Origin of the sequence: Pantoea sp. GABEPS69 (genome assembly GCF_045780835.1) — a bacterium.
Classification (GTDB): domain Bacteria; phylum Pseudomonadota; class Gammaproteobacteria; order Enterobacterales; family Enterobacteriaceae; genus Pantoea; species Pantoea septica.
In genome coordinates, this window is record NZ_CP118619.1 from 75,125 (window position 1) to 94,052 (window position 18,928).

Genomic DNA, 18,928 nt, shown 5'->3' on the forward strand with positions numbered 1-18,928 from the left:
GCCGAAGACAATTTGTTCGGCATCACGGTAAGCAATAACTTCATTTTGATGAATCAGTTAATGAGCGCACCGCCTTCAATATCAATAACCGTACCGGTGACAAACGGATTATCCAGCAAAAACAGATAGCCTTTAGCGATGTCCTGCGCGCGGCCGTATGCTTTCACCGGCAGATTTGCAGCAGCCATCTGGAGCATGTTTTCACGCGCAACGGGCTCCATACTGGCGTACGCCTCCGTATCGGTCAGTCCCGGACTCACCACGTTCACGCGCAACGGGGAGAGTTCTTTTGCCAGTACCTTTGCGGCTGATTCAATGGCAGCATTCATCGTTGATTTAACAATGGTTCCGCTCAGCGTACGTCTTGCCACAAAACCGCTGGTCAGCGTAAGCGTTCCACGGGGTCGGATATTTCTGCTGAGATGCCTGGCGGTATAGATGCTGCCCCAGAATTTGGTATCAAAAGCCAGCCGCGCCGCGCTGAGATCCATTTCAGAGAGAAATCCACCGGGTGCCTGTGAGCCTGCCGTAAACACAATATTATCTACATCACCCAGCGAACTACTCAGCGCAACGACTTCTGCTTCGTTACTGACATCCAGTTTTAATGTTCTGATATCTGCTGGCTTCAGATTAAGCGATCGACGCGCAGCTTCCAGCTTCTCATTATTTCGTCCTGCAAGAATAAGCTCGTTTTCCTGCTCCGCCAGTGCACTGGCCACAGCAAAACCAATGCCTGAAGCGCCGCCAATAATTAATGTTTTACTCATCAGATTTATTCCTCATATTTATCAAAAGATGGAGCTCTGTATGTCGCTTTGAAAAGTGGTGTTAAAAGCACTTTACTTACCAACCCCTTTTTTGATAATGACAGTGAAAGTGGAATTACTTTTCGGAATAAATGAAAGATGGGAAAGCTTGAGGACATGGCGCTTATTGTCGAAGTGGCCGAGACCGGCGGACTGTCGGCCGCCGGGCGACGTCTCTCGCTGTCACCGGCGTCAATGACAGCAAGACTGAAAACGATAGAAGAGCGCTACCAGACCCGGCTCTTTCATCGTTCCACACGCGCTATCACGCTGACAAAGGTCGGAGAGGATTTTTACCATGCCGCGCTTCGGGTACTGGACGAGGCACGACACGCAGAATCGCTTTTGATGCAGAAAGAGGGAGTACTCAGCGGAAACATTCGCATTTCTGCCCCATCTGATTTCGGTAGACAATATCTCAGCCCTGCGATACTGGATTTTTCCCGCCTTCATCCTGACGTGAATCCGTCGGTTTACCTGGGAGAGCGCGTTGAGGACCTGATCGCTAACCGGCTGGACATGAGTATCCGTTTCGGTAATTTGCCGGACAGCAGCTTGATCGTCAGGAATATCGCACCTAACCACAGGGTGCTGGTTGCATCAGATACATATCTTCAAACCTATGGAATGCCCTCTACGCCTGATACTCTTCACGATCACAGGTGCCTGGCTCTGGAGCTTCACGGTGTTGTCATAAATGAATGGCGATTTGAAGAAGAAGGCGTTAGCAGAACTATTCGCGTGAATCCTGCCATGGTGTGTGACGATGGCGCACTGCTCCGTCAGTGGGTGCTTATGGGCGCGGGTATTGCCTGCAAATCCTGGTGGGATGTAAAAAGAGACGTTGAACAGGGAAGGCTTCATGTTCTGTTTGCAGAGAGTTTTATAGGATTCAGCTGCTTCGATCGCAAAAATGTCGGGCTGCAGTTTGTCTATCCACAGCGTAAGCTTCAGCCTTTACAAGTGTCTGCATTTAGTGAATTTTTCATCGACTGGCTGAAAAAAGCATAATGTGGTTTGGCTATATCCATGTCTGACACATAACGGTAAAACCGGGCAGGGTAAGCCGTCTGCTCAGGCGACAAACGGCCCTTTGCCGCTCAGAAGTGCAAGGTCCCCTGCGAGGGAGTGAGATCTGGCTAATCAATGCGAACAGGTGTTTTCCCGGTTACCATGCCAATAGCGCCCGCATAAATTTCTTTCATACCATCAACTGCCTCTTTTTCAGACTTCCTCAGCTGCTCAAGGATGTTGTGTTTTTCAACGTGTTTACCTGATGAAATCAAAGAAGATACTGCACGCCCGATCGCTAAATTGATTTCATCCATAGCCTGTGAAGTAATGATATCCATTTTGGCTCCTCAATGTTCAAATCATATCAGTGCGGGAAGATCGACATTTGTTAAACGCTCAATACCCATCTATGCCGGTAGAATCTCGAATAATACCAGGAAAAGTGCAAGGCGATAATCAGTCATGTCTGAAGGCGCGCAGACATTCAATCTTGCCAAAATGGTCTCTTTCGCGCTTGCGGCCCATTAGTACGAACGCGCGTTCAGAAAAGCGCCCAGCCCTGTTAATGACACTATTTTGGAATGCGGGGCGATAAGCAACACCATCAACATAATCATCCAAATGCAGGTCGAGCTTCTGCTTCTGGCATGAAGCGGAGTGCCGCAGCGTCTTTGAGCGAGCAGACTCAGTAAGCTTTGAGGCTGGCATAAGTAATAGAGAGAGACGTAGGCAGCCTGTGAAACGCCTTACTCCCCGGCAGGCCGACATGCGGAAAGGGTGTTTTCGCTGCTGCCGGAAAGCGCGTTAAACGCCAGAAGCAAAGATTTGTTTTCCGGTATGGCGGCTGAATCCGGTGAGTCGCTAATTTCCTGCATGTTAATCTTCTGTATTGTGAACCTGATCACCTCCTCGCCGGACGCTATTCAAACCAATCCCACTATAGTCGTTAAACATTCCGATTACGGTGGGTTACTAAAATGAAAAGAAATAAAAAAGCGGTGCACAACCGTTTAGCCACAAACATAACCATGGCATTATCTCTGGCTGTTTTTTCACTGGCGGGAAGCACAATGGCAAATGCCGCAGTAGATCATCAAACAGCATTAGTAGGAACATGGACATCGATTCCAGATGCGCCGTCAGCGCAAAAACCCGACCATCCCAGTGAAGGGTTATATCGCCTGAAGGTAAACAGCGACGGTACGCTGACGCCACTCGATGTGATCAAGATGAAAAGTCCGTCGTGGATTGTGAAATCCCGCGATGGGCGTTTTGCCTACACTACCAATGAAGAGAATGACGGCGCGGTTACCGCGCTGAGCGTGGATAAAAGCGGACAGGTGCAGGTGCTTAATAGCGTGGAGAGTCACGGCCAGCAGCCTACTCATGCGACTATCAGCCCGGACGGTAAGTTCCTGTTTGTCTCCAACTACTCCGTGGCGAAGGGGGGAGCGGGCGTATCGGTCTTCCCGATCCATCAGGATGGCAAACTGGGCGAGCAGGTACAACATTTCCCGTTCGAGCACGGTACCGGTGCCGTTAAAGGGCGTCAGGACGGCGGCCATGCGCACGCCACCACTTTTACGCATGATGGCAACTATCTCTACGCAGCCGACCTCGGCGGTGACAAGCTGCACGCCTACCGCTATCACGCTGATAAAGCACAGCCGCTGGAGGCAGATAGCGCGCGCGACGTGAATTTTACGGCCGGTTCGGGGCCTCGCCATATGGTGTTTGCGCCAGATGGCAAGCATGCCTATGTCATCACTGAAATGGCCGGCGAAATTGTCGTATTCAGCGTGAGTCAGGATCGTCTGGAGCCGGTTGGCCATATCAGGTTGAATAGCGAAAACAGCAGCGCAGACTATCGCAGCGGTGGAGGCATTATTTTAAGTCCGAACGGCAAATATCTGATTGCGTCGAATCGCGGCTCAGATAATAAATTGCTGGTGTTCAAAATTGAAGCGGATGGCATGTTGGGTAAACCCGCAAGCTATAACGCTAACGGTATTGAACCGCGTGCCTTTGCCTTCGACGGTAGCGGTAAATATCTTTACGTGGCTAACGTCTTCACTAACACTATTTCTCTGTTCCATTTCGATGAGCATACCGGCGAGATGAAAGCGGCGGGTGACGCGGCGAAAATATCTACGCCAACGGATATTAAATTCTTTAATTAAGCCAAAATGCTCACTCGCCTGGGGCGGCCTTACTGGACGCCCCAGGCATCAGTCAGCTGTCGCGTAGCTGCTTAGTTTCAGACGCGCGTGGTGGCTTTGACCGCGTCGACAAACAACCGTAACGCGAGAGGCATATGACGATGCTGCGAAAAGTAGAGCGCGATACCTTGTGAAGCGATGGTCCAGTCATCCAGCGAGGTAACCAGGCGCTCTCTATCCAGCCCGTGCCGAGCATAGCGCTCCGGCACATAAGCCACGCCTAATCCGGCGATGGCTGCCTCTGTCATTAACGCACCGCTGTTGAGCGTCAAACTGCCAGGTACATCCAGCGCAAACCGCTCCTGGTTTTGCTCATATTCCCAATGGTACCGTTTTCCGCCGGGTAAACGATGCCGTAAGCAGGTGTGCTGCATCAGATCCTGTGGGTGCTTAATGGGTGGACGTGCTGCTAAATAATCAGGCGATGCCACCGTAACAAAGCGTAACGGCCCGCTCAGTGCAATGGCCACCATATCCTTAGGCACATCTTCAAACAGCCGTATACCGGCATCAAAACCCTGCTCGACAATATCAACCAGCTCACCTTGCGCAACTAAATCAATTTCAATCCCTGAATATTTTTGCATGAATGTCGGCAATATCGTTTCCAGCAGAAGGCCGATCGCTGCATCGCTGGCGCTGATGCGCAGTGTTCCGTAGGGTTGGCGATCGCTGGCGGTGACCTCATTCAGCAACTCGTCCATTTGAGCGAGCAATGGCGTCATGCGCGCAATCAACATTTCACCGGTTTCGGTCAGCGCCACGCTTCGCGTTGTTCGATGGAAAAGCCGCACGCCAAGCGCCGTCTCCAGCCCTTTTATAGTGTGGCTGAGCGTTGAACGCTTAAGGCCGAGCACATCCGCCGCGCGGCGGAAACTGCGCTGATCGGCAACCGTTTTCACCGCCAGCAGTTCATTCCAGGACGGACGCTTCATTGTTTAAAATTTCCCACCATCGCATGCCGGTTTGGGGAGATTATGGCATCAATCATTCGTTTTAAGATGAACGTCGGTTCACTAAACAGGAGAATATTGATGAAAACCTGGCTCATTACCGGCGCATCCAGCGGCCTTGGACGCCTGATGTGTGAAAGTCTGCTGGCCTGTGGCGATCGGGTAGTGGCAAGCGTGCGACGCGAAACTGCATTAGAGGATATGCGTACGCAATACGGCGATAATCTACAGCTCATGGTGCTGGATATCAGCGAGACAGCAACGATTAAACCCGCCATTGAGGCTGCATTCGCTCAGGCGGGCACGATTGATGTGGTGGTAAGCAACGCGGCTTATGGGCTGTTTGGCGCAGCGGAAGAACTGAGCGATACGCAAATTGAGCGCCAGATTGCGACTAATCTCACCGGCTCAATTCAACTGATTCGCGCGGTAATTCCGTTTTTGCGGCAACAGGGCGGCGGTCGTATTGTGCAGGTTTCCTCGGAAGGCGGTCAGATTGCTTATCCTGACTTCAGTTTGTATCACGCCACCAAATGGGGAATAGAAGGTTTTGTCGAAGCCGTTCGACAGGAAGTCGCGGCGTTTGGCATCGACTTTTTATTAGTGGAGCCAGGGCCAACGGCAACGCGATTTGGTGCGGGGCTAGATATTGCGGATGCCTTACCCGTTTACAACGATACAGCAGCAGGAAAAATGCGGGCGGCGCTAATGAACGGCGAATTTGAGATTAAAGGCAATGCTCAAAAATGCGTGACGGCGATGATCGCAGCCGCAGATGCTGACAATCCGCCACTGCGCTTACCGCTTGGCAGCACGGCCTATAACAATATTGAAACGGCGCTAAACATGCGGCTGGAGGCACTGCGGGCAATGAAAACCGTGGCGTACAGTGCTGACAATCTGGAGAAGTAGCCGGAGTGCCTGTGTTTAACATCCTTAACGCGCCCGATATTTTAAATCTATCGGTGTGATAGTTATCATGGTAACAATGTCAGCACTTATTGATAACATTCTAATAGTAACCTTGGGTATCATTATCTCATCGAAAGCAAACGTGCTTTCAACCATACAAACCAAGGATTAAGACCATGAAAACCATCAAAGCAATCTCTATCGCAGCCGTTGCCGCCCTTTCACTGATGTCAGCAACCAGCTTCGCGCAGAGCATTTCTGTTACTTCCGGCACGCTTGACGGTGCAGAAGCCAAAATCGCCGCAGAGGCTCAGCAGCAGGGCGCTCAGTATAAAATTACTGAGGCTAACACCAATAACCGCGTCCATATGACCGCTGAGCTCTACAAATAAGGAATGGTCGCAAAAGGAAGTGCCGAAGAAGGCCGCCCAGAGGGCGGCCTTCTTCGCATTTTCGATGCTAATTTTCATTCGCCAGAGATCATGCTTCTGGCAGGCGCTTCAGCCACGCCGCACCGAGCCGCGCCATACCACGCTGGCCTCATAGATTAAACGGTCGTTTTGCTGTTCCGCTCGTGGACGCAGCTCTTCCTGACGTTCCTCCTGAGCGATTAGCCACTGCACCGCGTCATGTGCAAACTGCTCGACCGGCTGAGCGAAGGTGGTGAGGTTATAGGATGACCAGCCGCTTTGCGGGATATTGTCATAGCCCACCACGCAGAGATCTTCAGGGATACGCAACGCGAAGCTATGACGCGCTTCGTCCATAAATCCGCACGCCACCAAATCGGTTACGCAGAATACGGCGTCAGGCCGCTGCGGACGGGTGAGGAGGCGATGCGCCAGAATCCGTCCGCTTTCATAAGAGGTGCTTCCGTAACGCTCTACTGTGACCGCCACACCTGCGCGCGACGCTGCTGCAAGAAAATCGCCTTCCCGTTTCATCAGGCTGGGCGTGCCGGCCAGCGAGTTAGCAAAGGCGAGGCGGCGACAGCCGGCGCGCAAAAACGCCATCAATGCAGTTTCCGCCGCTTGCGTGGAGTCAAGATTAATACTGAGCGAGCCGGGCAGGGTTTCATCACGGTTGATTAGCATCAGGTGCTGACCATGCTGGTAGCACAGGTGAGTAATCCCGCTGTCAGGCATGCCGGAAAGGATGATAGAGGCGTCGGCGCGGAAGTTAATGGCCTGCTGTAGCGCGGCTGAGACGCTGCTGTCCGAGCGGTCGGTGTTAATTATCATCGCTACTTTGCCTGCCGCCTGCAGACATTGCGTCATCCAGCTTACCAGGCTGGCACGGTAAGGCGTGGCGACTTCAGAGACGATCAAACAAACAATACCGCTGCGGTTACGCACCAGGCTGCGCGCCAGATGATTAACGTGGTAACCCAGCTCTTCTGCCGCCTTCATTACGCGAGCGCGCATCGCTTCCGATACGCTGGCGCCGGGCGTGAAGGTGCGGGACACCGCGGAACGTGAGACCCCGGCGCGGCGGGCCACATCCTCAGCGCTGACAACCGTTTTCCCCTGATTCATGTTTCTCCTCGTCATGGCCACAGGCCCAGAAAGAGTCTGTATCAGATTGCACATATGTGCAAAAGAAAAGTCTGGCGTAATGTTGCAATTTTGTGACATGACTAATCAATTGCATCGTAAGCTGATTGACAGGCTATTTTTTGTTCTCTACTAATTTGCACACATGTGCAAGAAACAGATGCCAGTGCAGCATCACCTCTGACCCCAGGAGAACACCATGCGTTATACCTTGTTGATCCCAGCCATCACCCTGTGTTGCTCGACCCTGCCGTTAACCGCCCATGCCGCCGGTAATCTTAATATGATCTGCTCCGCTGATGTGGTGGTATGCGAACAGATGACGCGCTTGTTTAGCCAGTCGCATGCGGACATCAAGGTCAGCATGGTGCGGCTCTCTGCCGGTGAAGCCTATGCGCGCATTCGCAGCGAAGCGCGTAATCCGCGCACCGACATCTGGTGGGCAGGGACGGGCGATCCGCATATGCAGGCGGCGGAAGAAAAGCTGACTCAGTCTTATAAGTCTCCCTTGCTGAGCCAGCAGCATGACTGGGCGCAAAAACAGGCTGAAATCTCAGATTTTCGCACGGTGGGTATTTATGCGGGCGCGCTGGGCTGGGGCTACAACACGAAACTTCTTGCCGCAAAAAAACTGAAGGCGCCAGCCTGCTGGTCAGATTTGCTTGATCCGGGTTTCAAGGGCGAAATACAGATCGCTAATCCTAACTCTTCCGGCACCGCCTATAACACGCTGGCTACGCTGGTGCAGATCATGGGTGAAGACAAAGCGTTTGAATATCTGAAAAAACTCAATGCGAATATCTCGCAATATACCAAATCGGGTTCTGCGCCGGTAAAAGCCGCGGCGCGTGGAGAAACAACTGTCGGCATCGTTTTTATGCACGATGCGGTGGCGATGGAGGTCGACGGTTTTCCTATTAAAACCGTTGCGCCTTGCGAAGGCACCGGCTACGAGATTGGATCGATGTCCATCGTAAAGGGCGCGCGCAACCTGGCCGACGCCAAAATCTGGTATGACTGGGCGCTCAGCGCCGAAGCGCAGTCGCACATGAAAGAGGCGAAATCCTTCCAGCTTCCTTCCAATACTCAGGCGGAAATCTCTCAGTACGCGCCGCGATTCGAAAACATCAAGCTGATCGACTACGACTTCAAAACCTACGGGGATTCCGCGAAGCGCAAAGCGCTGCTCAGTCGTTGGGATAAAGAAATCGGCGCCAGCGCTCAATAACCCTGCTATGTCGGCGTAATGCCCGGCTAACCAATTCAACGGCGGTGGCGTAAGCCTGATGTCCGCTTCAGCCTGAAAACTCAGGTCGAGGTGATTCATGAATGCAAATAACCGGCGCTTAACCGGCGCGCTGGCTCTGGGGGCCGTGTCGTTGACGCTGCTTCCGTGGTACAGCCTTGAGGCGGGCTTTTTTGATTTCTCATGGCTCGGCGGGCTCTGGCGCGACGAAGCCGCCGCCCCGGCGTTGTGGCAAACCATCGTCTGGCACCGTCCATGGCTCGCCGTTATCACGGGGCTGTTTGCCCTTGCTGCTCTGTGCGGATTAATTAAAAATCGTGCATGGCGAAGCGCTTTGCTATCAGGCGTTAGCGCCCTCGGCGTGTTCTTTATGATCGCAGAGGGCCATGCCATTGGCTACAGCGGCTGGAGCTGGGCATGGCTGGAAAACGTGATGGGAACGCTGGAGCAAGGCCAGCCCGCTTTTGGCGCAGGCGCGCTGTTGATGCTGACCACCTTTCTGCTGCTGTTCGCGTTTGCCCTGGCAGAGCGCGGCGTGCTGAGAGGTGATGCCTTTGTGGTCGCCGCTATCGTGCTGTTGGTAGCGCTGGTCAGCGCCTTCGTGCTCTATCCGGTGCTGAGCCTGTTTGTGGTGTCGGTGCAGGATGTGGACGGTAGCTTCAAGCCAGATGGCCTGCTGGCGAATATGGGCGACCCGTCGATATGGAGCCTGTCTTGTCTTGCAGGCGGCACCTGCGGAACCGCCTGGCGCACGCTGACGCTGGCGCTGATGACCGCTACCGGTTCCACTTTGCTAGGGCTGGCCTTTGCGCTGGCGGCAACGCGCACCGCGCTGCCATTCAAAAAAGCGCTGCGTCTTCTTACCATTCTCCCCATTATCACGCCGCCATTTGTCATCGGCCTGGCGCTGATCCTGCTGTTTGGCCGCTCCGGCGTGGTGACCAGCTATCTGGCGACGCTGTTCGGCATTGAGCCCGGCCGCTGGCTATATGGCATGACCGGTATCTGGATCGCGCAGGTGCTGTCATTTACGCCCGTGGCGTTTATGGTTTTGATTGGCGTAGTGGAAGGCATCAGCCCGTCGCTGGAGGAGGCCTCGCAAACCCTACGCGCCAATCGCTGGCGCACTTTTACTCGCGTTTCGCTGCCGTTGATGGCGCCGGGGCTGGCAAATGCTTTCCTGATCGGCTTTATCGAAAGTATGGCCGATTTCGGTAATCCGATGGTGCTGGGCGGCAGTCACGGCGTGCTTTCGACGGAAATCTTTTTCTCTGTGGTCGGCGCGCAAAACGATCCCAGCAGGGCCGCGGTGCTGGCGATGATCCTGCTCTGTTTTACCCTGTGCGCCTTTATTATTCAGCGTCTGTGGCTGTCCGGTAAAAATTTCGCCACCGTGACTGGCAAAGGGGATGGCGGCACGCATAGCGCGTTACCCAGGCCGATGCGCGTGGGCATTTACGGGCTGGTGATCCCCTGGGGAGCGTTCACGCTGGTGGTCTACGGCATGATTATGGTTGGCGGGTTTGTACGTTCATGGGGACTGGATAACAGCCTGACGCTGGAGCACTACATTCACGCCTTTCGCGTCACGCTGCAGGAGGGGCATTTGGTCTGGAGCGGCGTCGCGTGGAACTCATTCTGGACCACGATTGAAATTGCGCTGATCGCGGCGCCCCTTACGGCTATCGTCGGGTTACTGACCGCATGGCTTATCGTACGGCAGAAGTTCGCCGGGCGTCAGGCGTTTGAATTTGCCCTGATGTTGAGTTTTGCCATTCCCGGCACGGTTATCGGCGTCAGCTACGTGATGGCCTTCAACCTGCCGCCGCTAGAGATCACCGGCACCGCGTTAATTCTCATCGTCTGTTTCGTTTTCCGCAATATGCCCGTCGGCGTGCGCGGCGGGATAGCGGCCATGAGCCAGCTCGATAAAAGTCTGGATGAAGCCTCTCTGACGCTGGGCGCCACCAGCTTTCGCACGCTGCGTAAAGTCGTGCTGCCGCTGCTGAAACCGGCCATCAGCGCTGCGCTGGTGTACGCCTTTGTCCGCGCCATTACCTCTATCAGCGCCGTGATTTTTCTGGTCAGCGCGCAGTACAACATGGCGACATCCTACATCGTCGGTCTGGTTGAAAATGGTGAGTATGGCGTGGCAATAGCCTATTCCTCTGTGCTGATCGTTGTGATGCTCGCCATCATTGCGCTCTTTCAGCTGCTGGTCGGCGAACGACGCCTGCGTCGGGCAGCCAAAAGCAGCGCAATCGCCGCTGCGTCTGGCGCACCCACGTCATTAACTCAGGAGAATGCCGTATGAGTACAGCAAAAGCAGGAACCGTCGTCTTTGAACATGTCGCTAAACGCTTTGCCGGGTTTACAGCCGTGCCCGACCTCTCGCTAACGGTGGAGGCTGGCACGCTGGTGACGCTGCTGGGCCCGTCCGGCTGCGGCAAAACCACCACGCTGCGTCTGCTGGCAGGTCTGGAGCATCCCACCTCGGGTCGCATTTTGATTGGCGGCAAAGAGGTCACGCATCTGCCTGCTAACGAGCGCGACGTTGCGATGGTGTTCCAGTCCTATGCGCTGTTCCCTCATATGTCGGCGCTTGAAAATGTGATGTACGGCCTGCTTTCCGGCGCCATGAGCCAGCGAGAGGCGCGAGATCGCGCGCGGGAAGGGCTAAAGCTGGTTGGGCTGGAAAATCAGGGGAATCGACTGCCGTCTGAGCTTTCCGGCGGCCAGCAGCAGCGTATTGCGGTGGCGCGCGCGCTGGTGCTGGAGCCGCAGGTGCTGCTGCTGGACGAGCCGCTCTCTAATCTGGATGAACGACTGCGCCGCCGCGTGCGCACAGATATTCGCGATTTGCAGCAGCGTCTGGGCTTTACCGCGGTTTACGTCACGCACGATCAAGAGGAAGCGCTGGCCGTCTCCGACAAAATCATCGTAATGAAAGAGGGAGAAATCGCCCAGCAGGGCGCGCCCGAAACGCTTTATGGTTCGCCCAATTCGATTTTCATCGCCGATTTTATGGGAGAGGCCAACATCCTGGCCTGTGAAGTGGAGTCGCTGGAGGGTGATGAGGCGATGGTTCGCCTTGGCAAGCGGCTTTATCGCGTGCGCGGCAGCGGCGCCACGCCGGGAAAAGCGCAGCTTTCGGTGCGTCCGCAGTTCATTACGCTGTGCCCTTCTGGCGAAGGTGCGCTGCCGGGCGAAATCATTCATGCCACCTGGCTAGGCGATCATATTGAGTATGAAGTGAACACCCCTCTCGGGGCGCTGTTTATCGTGGATAACCAGATGGAGCAGCGACTGCCGCTTGCTGCGAACGTCAACGTAGATTTTAAACCGCAGGGACTGGCGCTGATCGTCCCTTAAACCGGCCATGAAGGAAACATTATGAGTGAGCTTGATAATAAGGCATTGATGACGCGTCTGGCGCTGGCAGAAGAGACGGCGCGCGACGCCGGGGGTCTCGCGCTGAGCTGGTTCCACCAGCGCGACAGTTTAGTGGTTGAAACTAAAAAAGATCTACAGGATGTCGTCTCCAGGGCCGACCGCGATGTGGAAAAGATGATTGATGCCCGTATCCGCGAGAGCTTTGCGGAAGACGGTTTTCTGGGCGAGGAGTTCGGCTTACAACCCGGCACGTCGGGCTTTACGTGGGTGGTCGATCCTATTGACGGTACCAGCCCATTTCTTAACGGAATGCCGAACTGGTGCGTTTCAATCGCGGTGTTGTACCAGGGGGAGCCGGTGGTTGGCGTGATTTTCGCGCCATGCTTTGACGAATGCTATGTTGCCGCGACAGGAAAGGGTGCGACGCTCAATGGTCGCGCCTTGCAGGTTGACCCTGACAGAACGCTGCAAAATCATGTGGTCGGCTTTGGCGCGAACAGTTACGTTACGCCGCAAGCGGTAGGCGAGCTGCTGACCGCGCTGTTAGCGGCAGGCGGAAATTTTATTCGCATCGGGTCGGGCGCGTTAATGCTGGCATGGGTCGCGGCCGGGCGGGTGGTGGGCTATCTGGAGCCTTACATGCATGCCTGGGATTGCATGGCGGGGTATTGCCTGGTGCGCGAAGCCGGCGGCTGGTATTTACCTTTTAACACAGAGGGCGAGCGCTTAACGAAAGGAGCAAAAGTGCTGGCCGTCGCGCCCGGCGCCCGCGATGAGCTGAAGAAAATAGCTGGCGTTTAGCATAAATACGCCTGACGTCAGTCTGGTCAGGCGTGTTGATGATCGGCACGAAAGCCTCTTCGGCTAGCGTGAATTCTCTGGTGCGGGATGGCGAACGGGCGTGATTGCCGATCGTTAACGTTAACCTGCCCGTTCAGCGTTTCAGATGCGAACGCCGAATACGCAGCTCGCCCTGTTTTCAGCTACCACCCGGGTTTTCCTTCCTGATGTTGTCAGCTGCGCCGACAGAAGCCGCCTCATCAATATCGTCAAAGCCTGAAACGGCAAGTAGCGGGTTGCCTGCCGCATCCCGCAGAGATTCCAATGCGACCAGCGTCATATGTCGTTCTCGCAAAAGAGCGCCTCAACGCGCTCAGCGTCGGGCGTGCGCTGCAAATACGCTTTTATGAGGGCGTAACCTGCGCGTTTTAACCCGCAGTATTGCTCAGGTTGTTCTATCTTTAGTGTCGTCAAAATAAAACAACCGCTGGAGTAAGGGTTTATGTCGGAAGAAACAGAAAAGAAAACACTTAGCCACCGCGCGCCCCACACCGGCCCGGAATCCTCAGAAGCCGGGTTGGGTTCGCTGGCACCCAAGGATGGTTCGCATCAGCCGCAACCCGAACCGACGCCGCCTGGCAAACAGCCTACCGCGCCAGGCAGCCTGAAAGCCCCGCAGACGCATAACGCCAAACTTGACCAGCTCGAAGCAAATCGCAAAAACGGCACCGATCGCGCCCTTACGACCAACCAGGGCACGCGCATCGCCAACGATCAAAACTCGCTGCGCGCCGGTTCTCGCGGTCCTACGCTGCTGGAAGATTTCATCATGCGTGAAAAGATCACGCACTTCGATCATGAGCGAATTCCAGAGCGAATCGTGCACGCTCGCGGCTCTGCGGCGCATGGCTATTTTCAGCCTTACCGCTCACTTAAAGATCTTACTAAAGCGCAGTTCCTGAGCGATCCAGACCAGACTACGCCCGTTTTCGTGCGCTTCTCCACGGTGCAGGGCGGTGCCGGTTCCGCCGACACCGTACGCGATATTCGCGGCTTCGCCGCCAAGTTCTATACCGAAGAGGGCGTGTTTGACCTGGTCGGGAACAATACGCCGGTCTTCTTTATTCAGGATGCGCATAAATTCCCCGACTTCGTGCATGCCGTTAAGCCGGAACCGCACAACGAAATTCCGCAGGGCCAGAGCGCCCATGATACCTTTTGGGATTACGTTTCCCTGCAGCCGGAAACCATGCACAACGTCATCTGGGCGATGTCCGATCGCGGCATTCCGCGCAGCTATCGCACTATGGAAGGTTTCGGCATTCACACCTTCCGCCTGATTAACGCCGAAGGCAAAGCGACCTTCGTGCGTTTCCACTGGAAGCCGGTAGCGGGCAAAGCCTCGCTGCTGTGGGATGAGTCGCAGAAGCTGACCGGTCGCGATCCCGACTTCCATCGCCGCGATCTGTGGGAAGCCATTGAAGCGGGCGACTACCCGGAATTTGAGCTGGGACTGCAGCTAATCCCGGAAGAGGATGAGTTTAAATTTGACTTCGATATTCTCGATGCGACCAAGCTGATTCCAGAAGCGCTGGTGCCGGTCGAAATCGTCGGCAAGATGGTGCTTAACCGTAACCCCGATAATTTCTTTGCTGAAACCGAGCAGGTTGCGTTCCATCCTGGCCATATTGTGCCGGGCCTGGATTTTACCAACGATCCGCTGTTGCAGGGCCGCCTGTTCTCCTATACCGATACCCAGATCAGCCGCCTGGGCGGACCGAACTTCCATGAAATTCCGATCAACCGTCCGACCTGTCCTTACCATAACTTCCAGCGCCAGGGCATGCATCGTCAGGATATCGATACCAACCCAGCTAACTACGAGCCGAACTCGATCAACGATAACTGGCCGCGCGAAACGCCGCCGGCGGCTAAAAACGGCGGATTTGAAAGCTATCAGGAGCGGGTTGAGGGCCACAAAGTGCGTGAGCGTAGCCCCTCTTTCGGCGAATACTATGCCCAGCCGCGTCTATTCTGGCTCAGCCAGACCGAGGTCGAGCAGCAGCACATTATCGGCGCCTATTCGTTTGAGCTGAGTAAAGTCGCGCGCGCCTATATTCGCGAACGCGTGGTGGATCATCTGGCGCGCATTGACATCGCCCTGGCGCAGGGCGTCGCCGATAATCTCGGCATCGCCCTGACCGACGAACAGCTGAATATTCAGCCGCCAGCGGCGGTCAACGGCCTCAGCAAAGACGATAGCCTGAGCCTTTATGCAATTCCAGACGGCGAGATCAAAGGACGTCAGGTGGCATTGTTGCTCAGCGACGGCGTGAAAGCGGACGATGTGCTGAACATACTGCAGGCGCTTAAAGCCGCCGGCGTACACGCCAAACTGCTGGCGCCGCATATGGGCCAGGTGCGCGCAGACGACGGTTCTGTGCTGCCGGTAGACGCAACCTTTGCCGGTCTGCCTTCTCTGACCTTTGACGCGGTTATCGTGCCGGATGGCAATATCGATGCCCTGCTGCAGAGCGGCGATGCACGCTACTTCCTGCTGGAAGCCTACAAGCACCTGAAGGTGATCGGTCTGGTGGGCGGGGCGCGCCGTTTTAAAACGCAGTTCGGTCTGGAAGATGCGGATCGTGAAGAAGGCCTTGTGCAGGGCGATAAAGCGGAAAGCGCGCTGATGTCTGAGTTTACACAGGCGATGAAAGCGCACCGCGTCTGGTCGCGCAGCCAGAAGGCGCAAACTATTCCGGCATGACGATAGCGGCCGGCGAACTTTGCGCGGCTGATACTCTCTGTTTCAGGCTGGGTTGACCGCTGACATAGTAGAGGCAAAAAGAGCGCCATGTTTATCATGGCGCTCTTTTTTTAACTGCACGCTTTAGGGGCGCGCGCTATTCTCACGATTATCACACTGCGTTATTTTAATTCAGTCAATTCAACGGCTTGATTTTTCCATCTCAGGCCCGATACCTTCCGCTTGCTCAGGCGGCCGACAAGGCGCGCCGTTAAGATTATCTTGTTACAATTCCTGCTGGAAACGTCTGATTATTCGCTGAATTTCTCTCTCCTCGCGCCGATAAATCATTGCAGGCATATTTTGTGTCGGCGTAGCTTCACCAGGAGAAACCATGTTTCGAAAACTATTAAAAAAAACGCCCGCCACAGAGTGGGCTCAGTCAGCTATGGCTGAAGCGCCGGCCAGTGAAACGATCGTGAGTAATCACAATGACACCACGCTATTGAAATGCGTGATGACGCTCGGTCAGGAGGGCGTCTGGTATATTGAGTCACCCGATTTGCAAAGTGATTCGCCCGCCTTTTTTTCATCCTCGGCGCGTCGTCTTTTAGGCTTACCTGCTCAAAAAGATATTGGGCTGGCTTCGCTGCAGCAGCGTGTGCATCCGGATCACCGGGAAGCATTCAGAGATTTTATTCGATATGTGCTTAGCCACGGCGGTGCAGGGCAACCGCTGCGCTGCCGCATTAAAACCGACGGCGCCGCTTTTCAGTGGGTTCTTCTGCGCGCGCTGTATAGCACCGACTTTACGCCGCCGCGTCTGGTCGCCGTTGTGGAGAATATTGAGGAAGAAACCGCTCAGGCCCGTCTTTTCGATATCGTCTCTACGCGTTTTGACCTGTCGCGGGAAATGCTTAACGATGGACTCTGGGACCTGGATATTATCGGCGGCAATCCTCTTAATCCCGATAACGTATTTTGGTGGTCACCACAATTCAGAAAGCTGCTGGGCTTTGAAACGGTCGAAGAGTTTCCGGACGTGATGGAGAGCTGGGCTTCGCGCCTTCATCCAGAAGATAAGCAGGCTGCCCTTGACGCTTTCGTCAGCCATCTGATGGATTTCAGCGGCAAAACCGGTTTCGATATTGAATATCGACTCAAACTACGCGGCGGCGAATACCGATGGTTTCAGGCGCGTGGTCAGACGAAGCGCGCTACCGATGGTACGCCGCTCCGCGCTGTCGGCGCGCTTATTGATATTCAGGGCCGTCGCGATCGATTGCTTCATGAAGAGAATGAGATCAAACGCAACGTGCAGACAGCCGAAACCGCAAAAGAAATTGCCGAACTGGTCTCTGAGAACGGCAATATCGCCGCCCAGATTAAACTCATTTCGCTCAACGCCAGTATTGAAGCCGCAAGGGCGGGCATGCACGGGCGAGGCTTTTCCGTTATCGCCAGCGCTATCAGGGGACTGGCCGAACGAACCGCGGATATTACTGGGCAAATCTCCCGACTTCAGATGCGTATAAGAAACTCCGCCACGCGCACCGATTCGCCTCACGAGCATTAAGCCTCAGCCTTAATGAGCGTTTGTTCCGGACAGGCCTGTGGGCCTGTTCCGTTCATGCTACTGGCTGAAGGCGTAGAGGATGCGGAAACTGGACGAATACGCACGGAATATGGCAGCGATCAGGCGCGTTGCGCTTGCAGAGTCAGAGAGAGACAGATTCATCGGGCGATAAGCGGCAGTCAGGAGGAAGCTTGCTTCTATGGCGCGCGAAAAAGCATAAATAAGCCTGCCGCCTGAGCGGCAGGTATATTTCAGAACGAGATCATCTTGCCTGGGGCAATCTTTGTCGTAATCCCTAGCAGGGTTTTAGCGAGCGGGATGGCGACCGGCGCCAGCGCGCGACCTATCATCAGCGGCGTATGTTTGATGGTGGTCAGCATGGCGAAATCTTTATTGGCTCTGACGATATCATCTTTAATCGCTTTGCCGATCCTGACCGTTTGCGCGATGCCGTGGCCGCTCCAGCCATGAACCGAATAAATATTGCCGTTTCTTCTGCAGTCCGTGGCGCCATTCAGGGTTAAGTCGGTGGTGCCGCTCCAGGCGAAATCGAGTTCGATGTCGTCCCGTTCGGGAAAAACGGCGCGTATCCGCGAGGTTAAATACTCCACTGTTCTGCTGTCATCCCAGCGCAGACCCGTTCCCTGGCCGCCGAATAAGATCCTTTCATTGCGTACGGGACGATAATAATCGATCTGCAGCTGGGTATCGTAAACGGGCTTGCCCGTGGGAAGCAGCGTTTTAGAACCGCCTGCTACAGGAGACGTGACGCCGACATAGGTATAAAAGGGTATCGTGGTTTCTTTGTTTTCGTCGAGAAGCTTATGGGTGGCATCATGTACGGCAATCACCACGCCTTTTTTGGCGAGAATGACCCCTTCAGGCGTAATCACTCGGGTACCGCTGCTGGTTTTCTCAATTTTAATCACCTCGCTATGTTCATAGACGCTGCCACCATTTTTCAGGAAACCATACACCAGCCCACGATTCAGGGCTAATGAGTGCACCTGGCCGCCCAGGTTATCTAACACGCCGCCATAATATAAGTCAGAGTTGATATGTTCCTGCAGCTCATAGCTGCCGAGCACGTTGACATTATTTTCGCCAAGGAATTTTCTGGCATCAACGCCCTGTACCAGTGCATTCATATGTCCGGGATGAACGGCGGCGGTGATATGGCCATGATGACGATCGAAATTTAAATCGTAGCGCTGTGCGATTTCATCAATCAGCGACATGGCTTCCGTCGACGTAAAATGCCACAGGCGTTTCGCCTCTTCGAAGCTGAGATGCTCAATCATCGACTCGGCTTCCCAGCGCGCCAGGCCTGGCGTAAGCTGTCCGCCATTTCTGCCAGAGGCGCCAGAACCGATGGTGTTCTTTTCCAGCAGAATGGTATCAATACCCGCTTCAGAAAGATGAAGCGCGGTTGATGCGCCAAGCAGCCCGCCACCGATCACTACGAGTTCACACTCTTCCTCTTTTTTTAAAGAGGGAAAGTCGATCCAGGGTGCAAGTGTCGACTCGTAGTAATTTGCGGGGTTTCCAGGATCGCTGATCTGCGTATCCTCTTTATTTCGCACCCAGTTCCAGTCTGCATCTGGGTCGGCCTGGCTCATCATGGTAATTTTCGCGTCAGATATTAATTGCGGCTTGATTAACGTTTTATTTCCACTCATATGTTTTCTCGGTAAGTAGCGTGTACCACAGGAGACTTCACTGTGAAT

General features: G+C 54.5%; 17 protein-coding genes. 10 read left to right on the top strand and 7 right to left on the bottom strand.

All coding sequences use genetic code 11. From position 1 onward, the window contains the following. Positions 1 to 53 precede the first annotated feature (53 nt). Entirely contained in the window at positions 54 to 770 is a 717-nt protein-coding gene (locus PVE98_RS20235; RefSeq protein WP_096074115.1) for an SDR family oxidoreductase, read from the bottom strand. A 138-nt stretch (positions 771 to 908) separates the two neighbouring features. Here PVE98_RS20235 and PVE98_RS20240 point away from each other — a divergent pair, with 138 nt between their 5' ends. Then, a complete protein-coding gene (locus PVE98_RS20240) occupies positions 909 to 1,820 on the top strand; it encodes a LysR family transcriptional regulator (RefSeq protein ID WP_096074114.1) in 912 nt (303 codons plus the stop codon). Between the two features lie 128 nt (positions 1,821 to 1,948). Here the strand turns inward: PVE98_RS20240 and PVE98_RS20245 are convergent, their stop codons facing one another. Next, a complete protein-coding gene (locus tag PVE98_RS20245) occupies positions 1,949 to 2,161 on the bottom strand; it encodes a hypothetical protein (RefSeq protein WP_096074113.1) in 213 nt (70 codons plus the stop codon). Between the two features lie 408 nt (positions 2,162 to 2,569). Further along, entirely contained in the window at positions 2,570 to 2,698 is a 129-nt protein-coding gene (locus PVE98_RS20250) for a hypothetical protein (RefSeq protein ID WP_255404255.1), read from the bottom strand. Between the two features lie 195 nt (positions 2,699 to 2,893). Here PVE98_RS20250 and PVE98_RS20255 point away from each other — a divergent pair, with 195 nt between their 5' ends. After that, positions 2,894 to 4,003 carry a lactonase family protein gene (locus PVE98_RS20255; RefSeq protein WP_096074112.1) on the top strand — a complete coding sequence of 370 codons (1,110 nt, stop codon included), beginning with the start codon at positions 2,894 to 2,896 and terminating at the stop codon, positions 4,001 to 4,003. A 77-nt stretch (positions 4,004 to 4,080) separates the two neighbouring features. On the opposite strand, the gene PVE98_RS20260 is transcribed toward PVE98_RS20255, so the two are convergent. After that, the gene (locus tag PVE98_RS20260; protein WP_096074111.1) at positions 4,081 to 4,977 is read right to left on the bottom strand and encodes a LysR family transcriptional regulator; all 897 of its coding nucleotides are present in this window, start codon (positions 4,975 to 4,977) and stop codon (positions 4,081 to 4,083) included. Between the two features lie 99 nt (positions 4,978 to 5,076). Between PVE98_RS20260 and PVE98_RS20265 the strand changes: the two genes are divergently transcribed. Both PVE98_RS20265 and PVE98_RS20270 read left to right on the top strand, forming a co-directional pair. Then, complete coding sequence (locus tag PVE98_RS20265) at positions 5,077 to 5,907, top strand: SDR family oxidoreductase (RefSeq protein WP_096074110.1); 831 nt, start codon at positions 5,077 to 5,079, stop codon at positions 5,905 to 5,907. A 176-nt stretch (positions 5,908 to 6,083) separates the two neighbouring features. Beyond that, a complete protein-coding gene (locus PVE98_RS20270) occupies positions 6,084 to 6,299 on the top strand; it encodes a YdgH/BhsA/McbA-like domain containing protein (RefSeq protein WP_096074109.1) in 216 nt (71 codons plus the stop codon). Between the two features lie 108 nt (positions 6,300 to 6,407). Here the strand turns inward: PVE98_RS20270 and PVE98_RS20275 are convergent, their stop codons facing one another. Beyond that, positions 6,408 to 7,442, bottom strand: a complete 1,035-nt coding sequence (locus PVE98_RS20275) for a LacI family DNA-binding transcriptional regulator (RefSeq protein ID WP_033748358.1) — start codon at positions 7,440 to 7,442, stop codon at positions 6,408 to 6,410. Between the two features lie 217 nt (positions 7,443 to 7,659). On the opposite strand from PVE98_RS20275, the gene PVE98_RS20280 reads away from it, so the two are divergent. From PVE98_RS20280 to PVE98_RS20295, 4 genes are all read left to right on the top strand, one after another. Continuing rightward, the gene (locus tag PVE98_RS20280) at positions 7,660 to 8,688 is read left to right on the top strand and encodes an ABC transporter substrate-binding protein (RefSeq protein ID WP_096074107.1); all 1,029 of its coding nucleotides are present in this window, start codon (positions 7,660 to 7,662) and stop codon (positions 8,686 to 8,688) included. A gap of 97 nt (positions 8,689 to 8,785) precedes the next feature. After that, positions 8,786 to 11,020 (top strand): iron ABC transporter permease, encoded by a 2,235-nt coding sequence (locus PVE98_RS20285; protein ID WP_033748361.1) that lies wholly within the window; start codon positions 8,786 to 8,788, stop codon positions 11,018 to 11,020. After that, positions 11,017 to 12,078 (top strand): ABC transporter ATP-binding protein, encoded by a 1,062-nt coding sequence (locus PVE98_RS20290; protein ID WP_096074106.1) that lies wholly within the window; start codon positions 11,017 to 11,019, stop codon positions 12,076 to 12,078. Before PVE98_RS20285 ends, PVE98_RS20290 begins: the two co-directional genes overlap by 4 nt. Before the next feature lie 21 nt (positions 12,079 to 12,099). Continuing rightward, entirely contained in the window at positions 12,100 to 12,900 is an 801-nt protein-coding gene (locus PVE98_RS20295) for an inositol monophosphatase family protein (protein ID WP_096074105.1), read from the top strand. 178 nt (positions 12,901 to 13,078) lie between these two features. Here the strand turns inward: PVE98_RS20295 and PVE98_RS20300 are convergent, their stop codons facing one another. Further along, complete coding sequence (locus PVE98_RS20300) at positions 13,079 to 13,219, bottom strand: hypothetical protein (protein ID WP_187143691.1); 141 nt, start codon at positions 13,217 to 13,219, stop codon at positions 13,079 to 13,081. 162 nt (positions 13,220 to 13,381) lie between these two features. On the opposite strand from PVE98_RS20300, the gene katE reads away from it, so the two are divergent. Both katE and PVE98_RS20310 read left to right on the top strand, forming a co-directional pair. Then, a complete protein-coding gene (gene katE, locus PVE98_RS20305) occupies positions 13,382 to 15,646 on the top strand; it encodes a catalase HPII (protein ID WP_096074104.1) in 2,265 nt (754 codons plus the stop codon). Between the two features lie 373 nt (positions 15,647 to 16,019). Further along, positions 16,020 to 17,201 carry a PAS domain-containing protein gene (locus tag PVE98_RS20310; RefSeq protein ID WP_096074103.1) on the top strand — a complete coding sequence of 394 codons (1,182 nt, stop codon included), beginning with the start codon at positions 16,020 to 16,022 and terminating at the stop codon, positions 17,199 to 17,201. Positions 17,202 to 17,452: 251 nt separating this feature from the next. On the opposite strand, the gene PVE98_RS20315 is transcribed toward PVE98_RS20310, so the two are convergent. After that, on the bottom strand, positions 17,453 to 18,880 hold the full coding sequence (locus tag PVE98_RS20315; RefSeq protein ID WP_096074102.1) for an FAD-binding oxidoreductase: 1,428 nt from the start codon (positions 18,878 to 18,880) through the stop codon (positions 17,453 to 17,455). Between the last annotated feature and the right edge of the window lie 48 nt (positions 18,881 to 18,928).